Below are 17,985 nucleotides of genomic sequence, written 5' to 3' on the forward strand. Positions count from 1 at the left end.
TTGGCAGAGGCCCCGCTGATCCTGCGCTACGCGGCCCGCTCCGACGTCGGCCGGCTCCGCTCCAAGAACGACGACTCCGCCTACGCGGGCCGTCATCTCATGGTGGTCGCCGACGGCATGGGCGGGCACGCGGGCGGCGACGTGGCCAGCGCCTCCACCGTCCTGGACCTCATCCACCTCGACCACGGCGCGTACGAGGAGGGCGAGGCGGCGACCCAGCTCGCCGACGAGATCCAGACCGCGAACTCGCTCCTGTCCGAGCTCGTCAGCGCGAATCCGCTCCTGGCCGGGATGGGCACCACCGTGACCGCGCTCCTGCTGTCCGAGGGGACCTTCGCGTTCGCCCACATCGGCGATTCGCGCGCCTACCGGCTGCGCGGCAACGACATCGAGCAGGTCTCCACCGACCACACCTTCGTCCAGCGGCTCATCAACGAGGGCCGCCTCCGTCCGGAAGAGGCGGAGACGCACCCGCACAAGAACGTGCTCATGCGGGTCCTCGGCGACGTGGACGCGAGCCCCGAGCTCGATCTCGCCACCTTCCCGGCGGTCGAGGGCGAGCGCTGGCTCCTGTGCTCCGACGGCCTCAACTACGTCCCCCTGCCGCTCGTGCACCGCACCCTGCGGGAGATCGAGGACCCGGCAGAGTGCGCCGACCGCCTCGTCGAGCTCACGCTCGCAGCGGGCGCGCCGGACAACGTGACCGTGATCGTCGCCGACGTCGTCGCCGGAGAGGAGGACGACGGCGAGGCCGCACCTCCCGCGCAGGCCCCGGCCGCCGCGACGCTCACCGCAGCCGCCGCCGCCCGCACGCCCGTGACCTCGGCTGCCGCCGCCAACCCGCCCCGGGCCAACGCAGCCGAGCAGGCCGCCGCGGAGGAAGCAGCGGCCTCGAAGCCGGCCCCCGCCGCCGCACCCGAGCCCCGCGCACCCGAGCCCCGCGCGGCCGAGGCGGGCGAGGCTGGCGAGGCAACGGCCCCGGAGCGTGAAGGCGAGGACTCCGGCCGCGAGGAGCCGGAGACGGACCCGAACCTCGGCGCCCACCTCTCCGCCGAGGTCCTGCGCCGGGAGCTCGACTCCCGCCCGCACGAGCTCGTGGGCGCCGCCGCCTCGGCCGCCGAGACCGGCTCGCTGCCCTCGGTCGCGAGCCGCACCGCCGCACGCCGCGCCGCCGCCATCCTCACCCACCGCAGCCCCGAGCCCGAGGAGGACGCGGAGGAGCCCGCCCCGCCGGCCCGCCCCGTGAGGCGCTGGCTGCGGATCGGGCTCGGCGCGATCGCCGCCCTGGCCCTCATCCTCGGGGTCTGGTTCGGCTACGCCTGGACCCAGACCCGCTACTACGTCGGCGCCTACGACAACCGGGTGGCCATCTACAACGGCGTCTCGCAGCAGCTGGGCCCGATCTCGCTCTCGCACGTCCACTCGGCCACGAACATCCCGCTCGACTCGCTGAGCCCGTACACGCAGCAGCGGCTGCGCTCCGGCGTTCCCGCGGACGGCCTCGAGGCCGCCGAGGACATCGTGCACGCGATCCAAGCCGACCCGAGGGGATGCCTGCCCGGCTCGGGCGCGACCGCGAGCCCGGCCCCGTCCAGCTCGGCATCGGGTGGCGCGGTCCCGTCGGGCGGCGCCTCCCCGTCGTCGAGCGCGAAGCCGTCGCCCTCGGGCTCCGCGGCCCAGAGCGCGAGCCCGAGTGCGAGCCCGACCACCACCCCCGACCCCTGCCTGGGAGGCACCCGATGAGCGGCGTGGAGACCGTGGAGAAGCCACGGCGGAACGTGGAGCTGCTGCTCCTGCTCCTGGCGTTCGCCGTGTCCATCGGCGCGAACACCATGAAGGGCCTGCAGGACGGCACGGCCTTCGGCAGCGACTTCTGGCTCCAGGAGGCGCTCCTGGCGGGACCGGCCCTGGCGATCCACGCGGTGCTGCGCTTCCGCGCCAAGTATGCCGATCCGCTCATCCTTCCCATCGTGGTGACCCTCAACGGGCTCGGCCTCGCAATGATCCACCGGCTCGACACGCCGCAGACGGACTACGGCAACACGCAGGCCCGCTGGACTGTGGTGGGCATGGTGCTCGCCATCGCCGTGGTCTGGTTCCTGCGCGACCACCGCATCCTCCGCCGGTTCACGTACATCTCCCTGATCGTCAGTGCCGTCCTGCTGCTCCTGCCCCTCGTTCCCGGCATCACCGCCGGCGAGATCAACGGCGCCCAGGTGTGGATCCGGGTCGGCGGCTCGACGTTCCAGCCCGGCGAGATCGCGAAGATCACCATCGCCGTGTTCTTCGCCGGCTACCTCTCCACGAACAGGGACCTCATCCTGCTCGCGGGGCGCCGGATCGGGAAGCTCCAGCTGCCGCGCTTCAAGGACCTCGGCCCCATGGTCGTGGCCTGGCTCGCCGCGATCGGCATCCTGATCTTCCAGCACGACCTCGGCATGTCGATCCTCTTCTTCGGCATCTTCATCTCGACGATCTACATCGCGACGAGCCGCGTGAGCTGGGCCATCCTCGGCGTGCTGCTCATGTTCGCCGGCGCGATGGCCGCGAGCCTCGCGCTGCCGCACATCCGCCTGCGCATCGACGGCTGGCTCAACGCGTTCTCCCCGGACGTGTACGGGCGCAGCTCGGGCAGCAGCTACCAGATCGTCCAGGGCCTGTTCGGCATGGCCAACGGCGGCCTGCTCGGCACGGGCCTCGGCCAGGGACGCCCGGACCTCGTGCCGTTCTCCCACTCGGACATGATCGTGGCCTCGTTCGGCGAGGAACTGGGCCTCGTGGGCCTGTTCGCGATCGTGCTGCTGTACGCCATGCTCGTCACGAGGGGCTTCCGCGCCGCGCTCGGCGCCCGTGACTCCTTCGGCAAGCTCCTCGCCTCGGCGCTCTCGGCCGCGGTCGGGCTGCAGGTCTTCGTGATCATCGGCGGCGTCACCCGGCTCATCCCGCTCACGGGCCTCACCACGCCGTTCCTCGCCGCGGGCGGCTCCTCGCTGCTGGCCAACTGGATCATCGTGGCCCTGCTGCTCGTGATCTCGAACGCGGCACGCAGGCCGGTGGCACAGGGGCCCCTCGTGGCCGACGGCGGCCACGGCAGCACGCGGCACGCCGATCTGGCCCAGCCCGGAGACACCATGACGACGCAGGCGGTGAGGACCCGATGAACCAGGCGATCAGGAATGCGTGGATCGCGATCGCGGTCATGTTCGCCCTCATTCTCGGCGCCATCAGCTACGTGCAGGTGATCGGGGCGGACGACCTCAACAAGAACTCCTGGAACAACCGGGCGATCCTGCAGACGTTCTGCCAGGAGCGCGGCCCGATCCTCGTGGCCGGCAAGCCGATCGCACAGTCCGTGGCCAGCGGCAACGACACCTGCAAGTTCCAGCGAACCTTCCCGGGCCAGGACCTCTACGCGGGCATCACGGGCTTCTACTCGAACGTGTACGGCTCCTCAGGCCTCGAGAACACCATGAACTCGACCCTCACGGGCCGCTCCGACGAGCTGCTCATGGACCGGATCCGCCAGCTCTTCCTCGGCGAGCAGCCGCAGGGGGCCTCGGTCGAGCTCACCATCGACCCGGCCATCCAGAAGCTCGCCTACGACCTCATCCCCGACGGCCAGCGCGGCTCGATCGTGGTGACGAACCCGAAGACCGGCGCGATCATCGCCATGGTCTCCAAGCCCAGCTACGACCCGAACCTCATCGCCACCCAGGACCAGGCGGCGGCGTCGGCGGCGATGCAGAAGATCCAGTCCAAGCCGGGCATCAACCTCAACCAGGGCGTCAGCGGCCCCACGGGCGCGCTCCTCGCCCCGGGCTCGGTGTTCAAGCTCGTGGACACCGCCGCAGCGCTAGCCTCGGGGAAGTACAACAAGGACTCGGTCCTGCCCAACCCCGCCCAGATGACGCTGCCGGGGACCAACACGCAGCTGCCCAACTATGCCGGCGGCAACTGCTACACGCGGGACAAGGCGGACTTCGCCTTCGCCCTCGAGCAGTCCTGCAACACGCCCTTCGCGTCGATCGCCCTCGACCTGGGCCAGGACGCCATCGGCAAGCAGGCGGCGGCGTTCGGCTACGGGCAGGACGCCGGGGACCAGCTGCACCTCGACTACTCCTCGGGGGTGTGGCCGCAGAAGCTCGACCAGGCGCAGCTCGCCCAGTCCGCGATCGGGCAGTTCGACGTCAAGGCCTCTCCGCTGCAGATCGCCCTCGTGACGAGCGCGATCGCGAACGGCGGCGTCCAGATGAAGCCCTCGCTCGTCAAGAGCATCACGGCCCCGGACCTCCATGTCGTCTCGGAGCCCAAGCCCGAGGTGCTGCGCACGTCCACCACGCCGGACATCGCCCGCCAGATCACCGAGTGGATGACCGACGTGGTCTCGCAGGGCATTGCCGGCGCGGCCGCGGTCCCGGGCGTCAAGGTGGCGGGCAAGACCGGCACGGCTGAGCTCGGTGTGACCGACAGCAAGGGCCAGATGCTGAACAATTCCTGGTTCACCGGCTTCGCCCCGGCTGACAACCCCCAGGTTCAGGTGACCGTGGTGATGGAAGGCGTGGACATCTACCAGGGCGCCGCGCTGACCAGTCCGACAGCGAGAAAGATCTTTGAGGCGGTGTTGAATAAGTGAGACCGACGTCAGGCATCACCTTGGGCGGCAGGTACCAGCTGCAGAGCCGGATCGCCATCGGCGGCATGGGCGAGGTGTGGCGTGCCCGCGACCAGGTGCTCGGACGCATCGTCGCGATCAAGATCCTCAAGGAGGAGTACGCGGGCGACCCGAGCTTCCTCGAGCGGTTCCGCGCGGAGGCCCGCCACACCGCGCTGCTGAACCACAGCGGGATCGCCAACGTCTTCGACTACGGCGAGGCAGAGGGCTCCGCCTACCTCGTCATGGAGCTCGTCCCCGGCGAGCCGCTCAGCGCGATCCTCGAGCGCGAACGCGTCCTGTCCCCGGACCGGACCCTCAACATCATCGCCCAGACCGCCCGCGCCCTCGCTGTCGCGCACGGGCAGGGCCTCGTGCACCGCGACGTCAAGCCCGGGAACCTGCTCATCACCCCGGACCACCGGGTCAAGGTCACCGACTTCGGCATCGCCCGCCTCGCCGACCAGGTCCCGCTCACGCAGACCGGCCAGGTCATGGGCACCGCGCAGTACCTCGCGCCCGAGCAGGCCACGGGCCAGCAGGCCACAGGCTCGAGCGACATCTACTCCCTCGGCGTGATCGGCTACGAATGCCTCACCGGCCACCGCCCGTTCTCCGGCGAGAGCCAGATCGCGATCGCGCTCGCCCAGGTCAACGACGCCCCGCCGCCGCTGCCCGAGCACCTTCCCGCCCCGGTCCGCGCCCTGCTCATGTCGATGCTCTCGAAGGACCCGCGGAACCGGCCCGCGAACGCGATCAAGCTCGCGGAGGCGGCCGAGGCCATCCGCCGCGGCGACGTCCGGGCCGCGCAGGCGGCCGTGCCGGGCATGCTCCTGCAGGAGGATTCGACCGAGGCGATGAATGCCGTCTCGACCGGGAAGCTGCAGCGCCAGACGGCCCCGACCGCCGTGGTCGGCGGCGCGGGCCTGGCGGCCGGGGCAGCTGCCGCGGCCGCAGCGGCAGGCGCCTCGGCCTCGCGCGGCGCCCCCGCGACGTCGGCCCTGCCCCTCATGGGCGAGGGCGGCCGCGGCCCGGAGGGGAGCGTCTCCGCGAGCGAGGACGCCCACCAGCCGCTGTACGCCCCGGACGACGACGAGCAGCCCGAGCCCCCCGCAGTCCGCAAGCAGCGCAAGCGCAGCCCCCTCACGTGGCCGCTCGTGGCCCTGCTGCTCCTGCTCCTGTTCGTGCTGATCGGCGTGTGGCTCTCCAACGCGGGGCTATTCAGCCCCTCGCCGCTGCCCTCGAGCGCGCCGAGCAGCTCGAGCGCAGCGCCGAGCACGACGTCGGCCCCGCCCACGAGCGAGCCGCCGAGTTCGACGGCGCCGCCGGCGCCCGCCACGGTCACGATCGTCCCGTCGAACTACATCGGGCAGAACTACACTCAGGTGAAGTCACAGCTCGAGGAGCTCGGCATGAACGTGGCACTCAACGCCGTCCAGTCGCAGACTGGGACGATGGGCCAGGTCACCGACGTCACGCCCGCGGGGCAGGTCACGGTCGGCTCGACCGTCACCGTCACCTACCTCTCGGTCCAGCCGCCGGTCACGGCGCCGCCGGCGCCGTCGAAGTCCTCCGCGCCGCCCAAGAGCAGCCCCGCGCAGCCGCAGCCGCCGTCGCAGACCTCGGGCGCCCTGCCCTCCACGCTGCCGATCACGCCGAGCAGCTGACCCGGTGACCTATTCCGCCCACCCGCCCCTGGAACGAGAGGACGAGCCCATGCCCGCTCCCATCGTCCTCTCGGGCAGATACGAGCTCGGCGAGCTGATCGGCCGGGGCGGGATGGCGGACGTCTACGAGGGCCTCGACCTGCGGCTGGGGCGCCGGGTCGCGGTGAAGATGCTGCGCCCGGACATGGCCCGCGACGGGCAGTTCCGGGCCCGCTTCGAGCGCGAGGCGCGCGCCGTCGCCGGACTCAACCACCCCTCGATCGTGGGGGTGTACGACACCGGCGAGCACAATCCGGACCCGCTCTCGCCGCACAGCGTCGCGGTGCCGTACATCGTCATGGAGTATGTCGAGGGCCGGACCCTGCGGGACGTGATCCGCGAGGGCACCCCGAGCATCGACGACTCCATCGATGCGCTGCTCGGCGTGCTCTCCGCGCTCGAGTACAGCCACCGGCACGGCATCATCCACCGGGACATCAAGCCCGCCAACGTCATGGCGTGCAACGAGCCCGGGTCCGTGAAGGTCATGGACTTCGGGATCGCGCGGGCCACCGCGGACACCTCCGCGACCGTCACCCAGACCCAGGCCGTGGTGGGCACCGCCCAGTACCTCTCCCCGGAGCAGGCCCAGGGCAAGGTGGTGGACGCCCGCAGCGACCTCTACTCCGCCGGGTGCCTGCTCTACGAGCTCCTGACCGGCCGGCCGCCGTTCGTGGGCGAGTCCGCGGTGTCCGTGGCCTACCAGCACGTCCAGTCCGTGCCCCGCCCGGCCGCCGACTTCAACCCGGACGTGTCCCCGGCGCTCCAGAGCGTCCTGGACCGCGCCCTCGAGAAGGACCCCGCCGACCGCTTCCAGAGCGCCGCCGCCTTCCAGCGCGCGCTGCGCGGCGCCCGGGCCGGCATCGTGGTGCCCGCCCGCCCCGGCCGCGGCGCGGCCGGGGCGGGGGCCGCCGCTGCAGCCGCAGCTGCTGCTGCCGCCCGAGGGCAGGCGGACGACGGCGGGATCCCCACCGCCGCTGTCGGGCTCGTCGGCGAGGATGGCAGCGGCCAGAACGCCGCAGCCGCGGGGCAGGACGGCCGTGGGCCGAACGGCGCCGGCGCGCAGCCTGCCGGCGAGGCCCAGTCCTCCCCCCACCTCGGCGACACGGGCGAGTTCCCGGCGTTCGCGCCCCAGCCCTCCGACCTCATCGAGTTCGACGACGCCCGCGACGAGGAGCGCGCCCGCCGTGGACGCGGCCGGCGGCGCGCCTGGATCGTGGTGCTGCTCGTGATGGCGCTGCTCGTGGCGACCGGCGGCGGCCTGCTGCTGTACCAGTACATGAACCAGCCCTCGGCGGTGCAGATGATCACCGTCCCGGCGGTGTCCAACATGTCCGAGACCGAGGCCGCGCTCAAGCTCCAGTCGCTCGGCCTGCAGCCGAACATCTCCCATCCCAAGGACCCCACGGTGCCGAAGGGCACGGCGATCCGCACGGTGCCCGACGCGGGGACGCAGCTCGCCAAGGGCTCCTCGATCTCGCTCGAGATCTCGGACGGGCCGGCCAACGCGACGATCCCGACGTCGATCATCGGCGCCACCGAGTCGGGCGCCCGCTCGACGCTTCAGGCCCTCGGGCTCCAGGTCAAGCCGCGCTCGATCCTCGCGAACGATCCCAAGGCCCCGTACGGGACCGTCATCGCCACCAAGCCGGGCCCGGGCCAGACCGTGGGCCTGGGCACGGAGGTGGAGCTGACCGTCTCGACGGGCAAGGTGAGCGTCCCGAACCTGCGCGGCATGGCGGTCGCCGACGCCCAGAAGGCCCTGGCCGACCGCGGCCTCAAGGCCGCGGTGCAGGAGCAGGAGAACGCCAACGCGGCGCCGGGGACGGTCACGTACCAGGACCCGGCCGCGGACGGCAGCGTGGACCAGGGTGGGACCGTCACGCTGATCGTGGCGAAGGCCCCGCCGCCCCCTCCGGCGCCGAGCCCCTCGCCGTCGCCGAGCGACACCACGAGCCCGTCGCCCCCGGCGTCGAGCCCCGGCAACAGCGGCGATGCCCCCGGCCATCGAGGCGGCGGCGGAGGCGGAAACGGCTGAGCGCGCTCAGCCTGCGGTGATGAGCGGGCTCAGGTGCGAGGCCTTCTCGGCGGCCCCGGCGAGGCCGAGGGACTCGAGCCACGTGCCGAGCATCTGGTAGCCGCCCTCGGTCAGCACGCTCTCGGGGTGGAACTGCACCCCGCACAGGGGCGCGGTCCGGTGCGCGAGGCCCATCACTACGCCGGAGTGCGTGTGGGCAGTGACCTCGAGGACGTCGGGGATCGAGTCCGCGACCGCGGCGAGGGAGTGGTAGCGGGTGGCGGTGAAGGGCGAGGGGAGGCCGGCGAACACGCTCCTGCCCTCGTGCTCGACGAGGGAGGTCTTCCCGTGCATGAGCTCCGGCGCGTGCGTCACGGTGCCGCCGTAGGCCTCGGCCAGGGCCTGGTGGCCCAGGCACACGCCGAGCATCGGCTTGCTGTTCTCCCCGCACCACCTGATGAGCTCGATGCACACCCCGGCCTCGGCGGGGTTGCCGGGCCCGGGCGAGACGAGGACGCCGTCGCGCGCGGCGGCGAGCTCGATCGCCTCGGCGAGGGAGACGTCGTCGTTCCTCACCACGGTCGTCTCGGCGCCGAGCTGCTGGAGGTAGCCGACGAGCGTATAGACGAACGAGTCGTAGTTGTCGATGACGAGGATGCGGGTGGTCATGCGTCAGTAGCCGTTTCGTCCGGGCCGGCGCGGGTACGGAGGGCTCCTGCGGCTAGACTGAAGCCTCAGGAACGCACGGCCCGCACCCGCGGTGCAGCGTGTTGGTGCTTAGCAGAATATCAAGCGGGCCCCGCGGCGTGACGGGCGGGCCCCGAGGAGGACGAGTGCCCGAGTCGACGGACAAGCCCCAGCAGAAGCCGGCTGCGGCCGCGCCGAAGAAGGCAGCAGACCCCAAGGCAGCCGACCGCCGGTCGGCCAACCGCAAGGCGGCCGAGCGGAGGGCCGCGAAGAAGGCCAAGCGGCAGCGCCGCGCCCAACGCGCCGGCGGACCCACGCCCCAGTGGTACAAGTACGTCATGTTCGGCCTCATGGTGGTGGGCCTGCTCTGGATCATCACGTTCTACGTGACCCAGGGCCTGTTCCCCTTCCCCGAGCTGGGCAACTGGAACATCCTCGCCGGCTTCGGGATCGCGATCGTGGGGTTCCTCATGACCCTGCGCTGGCGGGGCTGAGCGCGCGGAGCACCGCGCGTCCCGTCGACTCCCACCCCGGCAGCAGCGGCCTCGCCGCGAGCGCGGCGGCCCGCCATCGGGCGCGCACCGAGGGGTCGTCGAGCCACCCCGCGAGCTTGCGGGCAAGCGGGTCCGCGGCTCCGAGCCCCGCATTCCCCGGGGGCTCCACCGCGGCCCCGGCCGTCCCGAAGCCTCCCTCGAGGGAGAGCCCGAGCGCCTCGACCGCCCCGGTGCCCGCGGCGACGATCGCCGGGATGCCCCGCGCGAGCGACTCCACCACCGCGAGCCCATAGGTCTCCGGGTCCGAGGCGAGCACCGTGAGGTCCGTGACGGACCACTCCGCGTCGAGCGCGTCGCCCCGCAGCTCGCCGGGCACCCGCACGCGCTCGGCGATGCCGAGGTCCGCGGCGGCATCCCGGACCGCGCGCGCGTAGGCCCGGTCGGCGGCGTCGTACCCGGCGAGCGTGAGCGTCCACGGCCGGTCGCGGAGGGCCGCGAGCGCGCGCACGAGCCGCAGCTGCCCCTTCCCCGGCAGGAGTGCCGCGAGGCACAGCACGTGCGGGATCCCGCCGTCGGCGAGGCTGCCCCCCGCCGCCGGGGCACCCACGACGCCGGGCCTCACCACCCCGGGCACCATGCCGTAGCGCTCGGCGAGACGCCGGGCGGAGAAGTCGCTCGGGACCAGGGCCACGTCCGCGGCGGCGAGGGCGCGCCGCTCCAGGCCGGCGAGCCGCTCCGCCTCTTCGGGGGACAGGCCCGCGGCGTCCGCGAGGAGCAGGTGCACGAGGATGCCGAAGCGGCCCCCGCCGCCGCGCACAGCAGGGACGGCCGAGGCGACCTCGTCCGGGGCGCCGAGCGCGAGGAGACCGTCGACCAGCACGTGGGCCCCTGCCGCGGGCGTCCCCTCAGGCCGAGACGGGTGCGGCGGGTGGGAGCCGCCGTCGTGCGCCGGAGCGAGCGCGGCGGCGAGGCGGCGGCGGTCCTCGGCCGAGCCCACCGGCCACTCCCCCGGCACCGCGACCACCTCGACGTCGGCGCCGAGCGCCGACAGGGCCTCGGCAAGCTGGGTGTTGTAGACCGTGCCCCCCGAGGTGTAGCCGAGGCCGTCGGGGACCACGAGCCGGATCCTGGCCGGCGAAGGCGCCGGGACGCGGGTGCGCTCCATCTCAGCCGCGGGAGCCCGGGACCCCGGCCAGGGCCAGCGTGTACGAGGCCCACGCGTCCGGGTTCTCGCGCAGCGTCACCTCGATCGCGGCGAGGTGCTCGAGGCGGCGCAGGTGCTCTGCTGCGCCCACCGCGATGTGCTGGGCGAGGACCTCGGTGGTGGTGAGGCGGCCCGTGAAGTCCGGGTGCTCGTCCAGGTTGCGGTACCGCAGCCCGTCTAGGACTGCGGAAAGGAGCTCGGAGGCCTCGCCGATGTCCATCACGGTCGAGTTCGCGTCCAGCGCCTCGGCACGGACGGTCAGTTCGACTACGAACGTGGCGCCGTGCAGTCCCTGGGCGGGGCCGAAGGCCGGCCTCGGGAGGCTGTGGGCGATCATCACGTGGTCGCGGACGGTGAGGCTGAACATGGCTCTCCTTCGGGTCAGGGGACGGGTCTCGGCCGCGCAGGGCCGCCGGTCGGGATCAGGGGTGAGGGGTCAGGGGGCGCCGGGGTAGCGGATCACGTGGCACAGCCCGGGCCAGGCGCCGGCCACGTCGCCGCCCTCCGCGAGCCGCTCCATCGTCGCGGGCAGGTCGGCGAAGTCGGAGGGCTCGCCGAGGAACGCGTCGAACACCGGGTCCTCCAGGAGCCGCAGCGCGAGGGCCAGGCGCTGCGCGGTCGTGCGCCGGACGCGGCGTGGCTGGGCGACCTGGCCCACCTGGCTCGCGCGCAGCGAGAGGCGGCGGGCGTGGAAGTCCGCGCCGAGCGGGACCTGCACGCTGCGGTCGCCGTACCAGGACAGCTCGATGACCTCGCCGTCGTCGCCCACGATCTCGAGGCAGCGAGCGAGCCCCTCGGGCGTCGCGGAGGCGTGGAAGACGAGGTCGCAGTCCTCCGCAGCATCCTCGGGCGCGACGAGCCGGACCCCGAGCGCGTCCATGAGCCTCCCCCGGGCGGGGTCCGGGTCCACGGCCTCGAGCCGTTCCAGCGGGAAGCGGCGCAGGAGCGCGGCCGCGGAGGCGCCGATGAGCCCGCAGCCCACCACGGCGATCCGGTCGCCGATGCGGGGGCCGCCCTCCCAGAGCGCGTTGACTGCCGTCTCGACGGCTCCGGCGAGCAGCGCGCGGCGGGGCGGCACGCCGTCGGGCACCAGGGTGAGGTCCGCGGCCGGGACCACGTAGCGGTCCTGGTGCGGGTAGAGGCAGAAGACGGTGCGGCCCTCGAGCTCGGCCGGGCCGCGCTCGACGACCCCCACCGAGAGATAGCCGTACTTGACGGGGGCAGGGAAGCTGCCCTCCTGGTGGGGAGCCTCCATGAGGTCCGCGACCCGGTCCGGCACCTTGCACGCGTGGACAAGGTTCTCGGTGCCGCGCGAATGGCCGGAGTACAGGGTGCGGACGAGCGCCTCTCCCTCCCCCGGCTCCGGGACGGGCACCGGCCGCAGCTCGCCCCGGCGCGGGCCGGTGGTCCAGTAGGCGGTGGCCTTCGCCATGCCGCTGGAGGGCACGGCGGCGCCCGGATCGGTCCTGCGCGGATCTCCCATGCCCCGACACTACCCACCCGGGCTGCGGGTGAGACACAGGCCCCGGCCGCGCCGCGCTGCCCCGCCTAGACTGGAAGGATGACCACGGCGGTAGACCAGCAGACCAACGCGTACTTCGACGACACCTACCTCACCGAGACGACCGCTACCGTGATCGCCGCCGGGACGGACGAGGACGGCGCGTGGGCGGCCGTGTCCCCCAACATCTTCCACCCCAAGGGCGGCGGGCAGCCCTCCGACGAGGGGACGCTCGACGGCGTCGCGGTCACCCCGGCGCGCGACGACGCGGGACTCGTGGTCCTCACCGGCGCGCCCTCCGCGCCCGAGGTGGGGACCGCCGTCGTCTGCCGGATCGACGCGGAGCTGCGCCGCCGGCACGCCGCGCTCCACACGGCGGGCCACATCCTCGGCCACCTCGGCGAGGCACGCGGCTGGCAGCACTCCGGACATTCGCACTTCCCCGGGCAGGCGCGGCTGGACTTCGACCCCGCCGGCCACGAGGACGAACTCGCAACCCCGGAGCCCCGCGAGTCCGTCCGCGCCGAGTTCCAGGCGCAGATGGACGCCGTGCTGGCCCGCGGCGGGGCGGTGTCAGCGTCCGTGGACGCCACTGGGCACCGCACGGTGACGATCGAGGGCGTCAACGCCGAGCCGTGCGGCGGCACGCACGTGCGGTCGCTGTCCGAGCTCGCCGGCGTGCGGATCCTCGAGGTGAAGGTCAAGCGCGGCGCCATCAAGGTCCGCTACGAGGCGGAGCACGCCGACCGTGCGCCGGCGGGCGGGAGCGCGTCCTGATGCTGTGGGTGAAGATCTGCGGGCTGTCCACGCCCGAGGCCGTCGAGGCGGCGGTGGAATCCGGGGCCGACGCGGTGGGGTTCGTCCTCGCCCCGGGGAGCCCCCGGACGGTCGGGGCTGCGCTGGCAGCTCGGCTCGTGGCCGCCGCCCGGGACGCGGCGGGCCGGGCGGGACGCGAGGTCGAGACCGTGGCGGTGGTCCGGGACCAGACGCTCGAGGAGGTCGCGGCCCTGGCGCGCGAGGCCGGCGTGGACACCGTCCAGCTGCACGGGGACGAGCCGGACGCGACGGCCGATGCCCTCCGCGAGGCCGGCCTCCGGGTGATCCGGGCCCTCTCCGCGGGCGAGTACACGCGGCGCACCGCCACGGGCTGGTCCTCCCCGGACCGGCTCCTGCTCGACGCCGCCGTCCCCGGCTCCGGCGAGCGGTTCTCCGAGGACGAGCTCGGCGCTGCGCCGTCCGGGTTCTGGGCCCTGGCTGGCGGCCTGTCCCCGCAGAACGTGGGCGAGGCGGTCGCCGCGCTGCGGCCCGGCGGGGTGGACGTCTCGAGCGGGGTGGAGTCATCGCGCGGGGTGAAGGACCTGGGGCTCATCCGCGCCTTCATCCAGGCCGCCCGCACCGTCCTCTAGGGCGGGACCTCCTGGGGCGCCTCTAGGGCGGGACTTCCTGGGGCGCCCCACCCCTGCCCCGGTCATATGCACGCTGTCACCGCCATCACGGTCCCCGGCATAGGATCAGTAGGTATGGCTCCCAAAAATGAACCGGAATCAGAGACCGACCTCGAGGGCGGCCAGTCCGGCGGAGTGCAGTCCGTAGAGCGTGCGCTGACTGTCCTGGAGATCTTGGCGCGGGAGGGGCACGCGGGCGTCAGTGAGATCGCCGAGGAGATGGGGATCCACAAGTCCACCGTCTCTCGGCTGATGGGGTCGCTGGTAAGCCGCGAGATGGTCCACCAGAACAGCGATCGCGGCAAGTACCAGCTCGGGTTCGGGATCCTCCGCCTGGCCAGCTCCATTCCCGGGCGGCTGAGTCTGGTCCACGAGGCACGGCCTGTGCTGGAGAGCCTCGCCGAAGAATTCAAGGAAACGGTCAACCTCGCCGTCCTGCGGTCCAACTACGCCGTCAATGTGGACCAAGCCATGGGCCCCTCCACACTGGCAACGTATGACTGGGTGGGAAGCCTGACGCCGCTGCACGCCACCTCCAGCGGGAAGGTGCTCCTGGCTGCCTTGGGTGCTGATGAACGGGACCGCATCCTGAAAGAGGCCGGACTGAAAGCCCGCACGGCCAAGACCATCACCAGCCGGAAAGAACTGGATGAGCAGCTGCTCGAGGTGGGCGCCAAGGGGTACGCGGTCGTGCGGGAGGAGTTCGAGATCGGCCTGAATGCAGTGGCGGTGCCCGTCTACAACCACCAGGGCGAAGTAACGGGCGCCATCAGTATCTCGGGGCCAGCGTTCCGGTTCGACCCCGAGAAGATCCCCGGCCTGCTGGAGACGCTCAAGGAAGCCGGACTCAAGGTCAGCGCCAACATGGGCTACACGCGGCGCTAGGACCATCAATCGCCCCACGTCCACAATGACTCAGGGCCATGGCCTGTTGTCGACTGCCATTGGCTGCCTGCGGTTGCCGCGTCCAACCACCGATCGTAGGCACGACCAATACGCGGCGCCGCGGCCCACGAAGTACCGCGCCGCAAGGCCATCGGCGAACTCCGCCAGACCCTCGGGCGGCTGGTGTGCATCGTCGTGACGATGGGGGTCTGCACCCCCGCGGTCCTGCCGCGGCGATCCGCATGATCTCGCCATGACCCGGGACAACAACCTGCCTTTCAGCCGGCAGCCAAGGTAGCCCCGGCCCGGCGGAGCCCGGCCGGGCCGAGGCAAGCGCCCGCGAATCTGGCCCCATGCATCTAGAAGGACTGCCCGGCCCGGTGAATGGCCTCCTGCCTGCGGAGCTCCAGAACGCATCCGTCACATCTTGACAGCGAGGGTGGCCTGCGTCACGCTGTTGCACATGCTGATCGTTGTTGCGTAGGACGCACGCTCGTCGAAGGGCCGAATATGGATTCGCTCCAAGCATCACCCGCAGGACCCCTTCTCGCGCCTCGCCGTTCCTCCTGAACGCGCAGCCTCACCCTCAGACGATGCCGGCGGCCTCCACGCCGTAGTCGCCCCAAAGCCACACTTACCCAGCCCTTCCGGGAGGAATTAATGACTGCTCCAGTGAACGCGCCCCTCAATTCACGCGGAAGACTCGCTTCGACCTTGCCTGCGGAGAAGCTGGCGGAAATCGCTGCGCTGTTTGAGTTCCGGCGTAAGGGATATTCACTCGATGCCCCCTTCTACACCGACCCAACGCTCTTCAAGCTCGACATGGAGGCCGTCTTCGGCCAGCACTGGATCTTTGCCGGCAGCGTTGCCGAGCTGCCGGAGCCGGGCGACTACATCACGGTGGACTACGGCCCCTACTCCCTGATCGTGCTGCGCACCGACGAGGGCGACGTCAATGTCCTGCACAACGTGTGCCGCCATCGCGGTGCACGCGTCCTGACCGAGGCCGCCGGGTCCACCGGAAACCTGGTCTGTGGCTACCATTCCTGGACCTACTCTCCCGAGGGCAACCTGATCCACGCCTCCGCCCCCGGCGAGGCAAAGTTCGACAAGAACTGCTTTGCCCTCAAGCGTGCCCACAGCCGCGAGGTCGCCGGGCTCATCTTTGTCTGCATCGCGGACGAGCCGCCCGCGGACTTCGATGAGACTGCCAAGATCTTCGAGCCGTACCTCGCACCCCACGACCTGTCCAAGACGAAGATCGCCTACCAGCAGAACATCATCGAAGAGGGCAACTGGAAGCTCGTCATGGAGAACAACCGTGAGTGCTACCACTGCGACGGGCACCCAGAACTCGCCTGCTCGCTCTTCCCCACCTGGGGCCTGACCGAGGGCCTTATCCCTGCCCACCTCGAGGAAGTGTGGGACCGCAACAAGCAGGCCCAGTCATCGCTCGAGGAGCGGTGCCGCCGCTACGGCCTGCCCTACAGGGTGGTCGAGGAGCTCGACACCCGCATAGCCGGAATCCGCATCTCACGCGAATCCCTGGACGGCGAGGGCGAGTCGTTCTCGGCCGATGGGCGCCGGCTCTCCAAGAAGCTGCTCGGCGACCTGCCGGACTTCCGTCTGGGCCGCTGCTCGATGCACCTGCAGCCCAACAGCTGGTTCCACTTCCTCGGCGACCACGTCATCACGTTCGGCGTCTTCCCCATCAACGAGCACCAGTCCCTGGTCCGCACCACCTGGCTGGTGGCCGACGACGCCGAGGAGGGCGTTGACTACGACCTCGACAAGCTCACCTACACCTGGAAGCAGACCAACCTGCAGGACAAGGCGTTCGTGGAGCTGTGCCAGCAGGGTGCCAGCAGCCCCGCGTACGAGCCCGGCCCCTACATGAAGAGCGAATACCAGGTCGAGGCATTCATCAACTGGTACGTCCAGCGCGTGCAGGAGCACTTGGCATGACGGACGTCCTCACTGAGACACCCATCCAGGAGCCACAGCGCATCCGCGGCCTGGAAATGCCGTGGAACAGGGTGATGGGCAGCATCGAAGGACCTGCCAACGCTGCGCGTGCCCTCGGCCCGTGGCATCCGCAGGAGTTCATGGCCGAATGCGTGGAGACCGTTCCCGAGGCAGGCGGCATCATGACCTTCGTGTTCCGCCGCCGCGACGGTGCGCCTCTGGCGTTCCGTGCGGGCCAGTACGTAAACGTCGCGTTTCCCGTCAACGGCGAGGACCAGGATCCAGTAGACCGCAGCTACTCGCTGTCCAGTTCGCCCACCCAGCCGTGGACCTTCAGCATCAGCGTAAAACGGGACAACACGGGACTTGTTTCACCGTGGGTGCATGAGAACGTCAGGCCCGGCACCGTCCTGGACATGCTCGGACCGGTCGGGGCGTTCCATCTGCCGGACGCCGATCGGCGTGCACGGTACCTGTTCCTGGCCGCCGGCGCGGGCATCACCCCCATCATGTCCATGGTGCGGACCATCCACTCCCTGCCGGGCCATGCCGATGTTGTGGTGCTCTACCACGGCGCGGAAGCCGGCGGCTTTGCCTTCCACCAGGAACTGGCCTACATCGCATCCGTGGACTCGCGCGTCAAGGTCTTCTACTCCCTAGGCGACCGCAGCAAGCCCGACGAGTGGGAAGGGCTCAGCGGAAGGCTGACGGCCGCCATGATCGATCAGGTTGCTCCGGATGCAAACGGCCGCCAAGTGTATGCCTGCGGCCCGGAGGGTTACCTGAACAGCGCCACCGAACTCCTCAAGAAGGTGGGCGTCGACGACACCTCCATCTACATGGAGTTCTTCTCGGGTGATCGCCAGACCATCCTCGAGTACCAGGCTGAACTCGCCCTCGCGGCGGACATCGCAGAGGAGATCGCAGGGGAAATCGCCACTTCCGCTGAGGACTACTACGAAAGCCAGCCAAGCCCGTTCGGGCTCTATGAGCCCGGTTACGACGAGGACGGAACCCTGCAGGCCGCGGGGCTGCCGCTCGAAACCGCCAACCCGGACGCGCCAGCCCCCGAAGGAAGTTCGCACGCGGAGCCCGAGGCGGGAACCCCCGATGCCTCGAGCTTCGACACGGTCGGAACGGGAAGCCTCACCCTCTCCTTCATGCGCACTGGCATCAAGGTGCGGATCGATCCCGACCAGCACATCCTCGAGGTGGCGCAGCGGGCGGGCGTCAGGATCGGCGCCAACTGCAAGGAGGGCATGTGCGGCTCCTGCAAGGTCGTCAAGCTTTCCGGGGAGGTCGAGATGAACCACCAAGGCGGGATCCGCAAACGGGAGATCGACGCCGGCAAATTCCTTCCCTGCTGTTCCACAGCGCGCACCGACTTGGCCATCGACGCCTAGAGGCTCCCCTGGAGCGGCGCCGCCGCC

The 17,985-nt window shown here is 71.3% G+C and carries 15 protein-coding genes; 11 read left to right on the forward strand and 4 right to left on the reverse strand.

The genetic code is table 11. The features are described from left to right. Genes J2W21_RS08205 through pknB form a run of 5 tightly spaced genes read left to right on the forward strand, consistent with a single transcriptional unit; the run spans position 1 to position 8,395 of the window. Positions 1-1,743 (forward strand): protein phosphatase 2C domain-containing protein, encoded by a 1,743-nt coding sequence (locus J2W21_RS08205; RefSeq protein ID WP_307114014.1) that lies wholly within the window; start codon positions 1-3, stop codon positions 1,741-1,743. Beyond that, positions 1,740-3,161 carry an FtsW/RodA/SpoVE family cell cycle protein gene (locus J2W21_RS08210; RefSeq protein WP_307114015.1) on the forward strand — a complete coding sequence of 474 codons (1,422 nt, stop codon included), beginning with the start codon at positions 1,740-1,742 and terminating at the stop codon, positions 3,159-3,161. Before J2W21_RS08205 ends, J2W21_RS08210 begins: the two co-directional genes overlap by 4 nt. Beyond that, positions 3,158-4,633: a peptidoglycan D,D-transpeptidase FtsI family protein gene (locus tag J2W21_RS08215; protein WP_307114016.1), complete on the forward strand. Its 1,476-nt coding sequence runs from the start codon at positions 3,158-3,160 to the stop codon at positions 4,631-4,633. The genes J2W21_RS08210 and J2W21_RS08215 overlap by 4 nt, the downstream gene beginning before the upstream one ends. Beyond that, a complete protein-coding gene (locus J2W21_RS08220) occupies positions 4,630-6,318 on the forward strand; it encodes a serine/threonine-protein kinase (RefSeq protein WP_307114017.1) in 1,689 nt (562 codons plus the stop codon). The genes J2W21_RS08215 and J2W21_RS08220 overlap by 4 nt, the downstream gene beginning before the upstream one ends. Positions 6,319-6,367: 49 nt before the next feature. Next, positions 6,368-8,395 (forward strand): Stk1 family PASTA domain-containing Ser/Thr kinase, encoded by a 2,028-nt coding sequence (pknB, locus tag J2W21_RS08225; RefSeq protein ID WP_307114018.1) that lies wholly within the window; start codon positions 6,368-6,370, stop codon positions 8,393-8,395. Between the two features lie 6 nt (positions 8,396-8,401). Here pknB and J2W21_RS08230 read toward each other — a convergent pair whose 3' ends face one another. Beyond that, a complete protein-coding gene (locus J2W21_RS08230) occupies positions 8,402-9,043 on the reverse strand; it encodes an aminodeoxychorismate/anthranilate synthase component II (protein WP_307114019.1) in 642 nt (213 codons plus the stop codon). 164 nt (positions 9,044-9,207) lie between these two features. On the opposite strand from J2W21_RS08230, the gene J2W21_RS08235 reads away from it, so the two are divergent. Continuing rightward, entirely contained in the window at positions 9,208-9,555 is a 348-nt protein-coding gene (locus J2W21_RS08235; RefSeq protein WP_307114020.1) for a cell division protein CrgA, read from the forward strand. Here the strand turns inward: J2W21_RS08235 and J2W21_RS08240 are convergent. The 3 genes from J2W21_RS08240 to J2W21_RS08250 all read right to left on the reverse strand — a co-directional run bounded on the left by J2W21_RS08240 (position 9,530) and on the right by J2W21_RS08250 (position 12,242). Beyond that, a complete protein-coding gene (locus tag J2W21_RS08240; RefSeq protein ID WP_307114021.1) occupies positions 9,530-10,672 on the reverse strand; it encodes a glycosyltransferase in 1,143 nt (380 codons plus the stop codon). The genes J2W21_RS08235 and J2W21_RS08240 overlap by 26 nt on opposite strands. A 49-nt stretch (positions 10,673-10,721) precedes the next feature. Next, positions 10,722-11,126, reverse strand: coding sequence for a 6-pyruvoyl trahydropterin synthase family protein (locus J2W21_RS08245; RefSeq protein ID WP_307114022.1), 405 nt, complete (start codon positions 11,124-11,126; stop codon positions 10,722-10,724). 69 nt (positions 11,127-11,195) lie between these two features. Continuing rightward, positions 11,196-12,242 carry a zinc-dependent alcohol dehydrogenase gene (locus J2W21_RS08250; RefSeq protein ID WP_307114023.1) on the reverse strand — a complete coding sequence of 349 codons (1,047 nt, stop codon included), beginning with the start codon at positions 12,240-12,242 and terminating at the stop codon, positions 11,196-11,198. Between the two features lie 78 nt (positions 12,243-12,320). On the opposite strand from J2W21_RS08250, the gene J2W21_RS08255 reads away from it, so the two are divergent. From J2W21_RS08255 to J2W21_RS08275, 5 genes are all read left to right on the forward strand, one after another. Beyond that, the gene (locus J2W21_RS08255) at positions 12,321-13,037 is read left to right on the forward strand and encodes a hypothetical protein (RefSeq protein WP_307114024.1); all 717 of its coding nucleotides are present in this window, start codon (positions 12,321-12,323) and stop codon (positions 13,035-13,037) included. After that, on the forward strand, positions 13,037-13,666 hold the full coding sequence (locus tag J2W21_RS08260; RefSeq protein ID WP_307114025.1) for a phosphoribosylanthranilate isomerase: 630 nt from the start codon (positions 13,037-13,039) through the stop codon (positions 13,664-13,666). Before J2W21_RS08255 ends, J2W21_RS08260 begins: the two co-directional genes overlap by 1 nt. A gap of 114 nt (positions 13,667-13,780) precedes the next feature. After that, positions 13,781-14,590: an IclR family transcriptional regulator gene (locus J2W21_RS08265; protein WP_307114026.1), complete on the forward strand. Its 810-nt coding sequence runs from the start codon at positions 13,781-13,783 to the stop codon at positions 14,588-14,590. Between the two features lie 660 nt (positions 14,591-15,250). Then, the gene (locus tag J2W21_RS08270) at positions 15,251-16,555 is read left to right on the forward strand and encodes an aromatic ring-hydroxylating oxygenase subunit alpha (protein ID WP_307114027.1); all 1,305 of its coding nucleotides are present in this window, start codon (positions 15,251-15,253) and stop codon (positions 16,553-16,555) included. After that, positions 16,552-17,958: a ferredoxin reductase gene (locus tag J2W21_RS08275; RefSeq protein ID WP_307114028.1), complete on the forward strand. Its 1,407-nt coding sequence runs from the start codon at positions 16,552-16,554 to the stop codon at positions 17,956-17,958. Before J2W21_RS08270 ends, J2W21_RS08275 begins: the two co-directional genes overlap by 4 nt. Positions 17,959-17,985: the final 27 nt, after the last annotated feature.

It is taken from the genome of Sinomonas atrocyanea, from assembly GCF_030811715.1.
Lineage (GTDB): Bacteria > Actinomycetota > Actinomycetes > Actinomycetales > Micrococcaceae > Sinomonas > Sinomonas atrocyanea_A.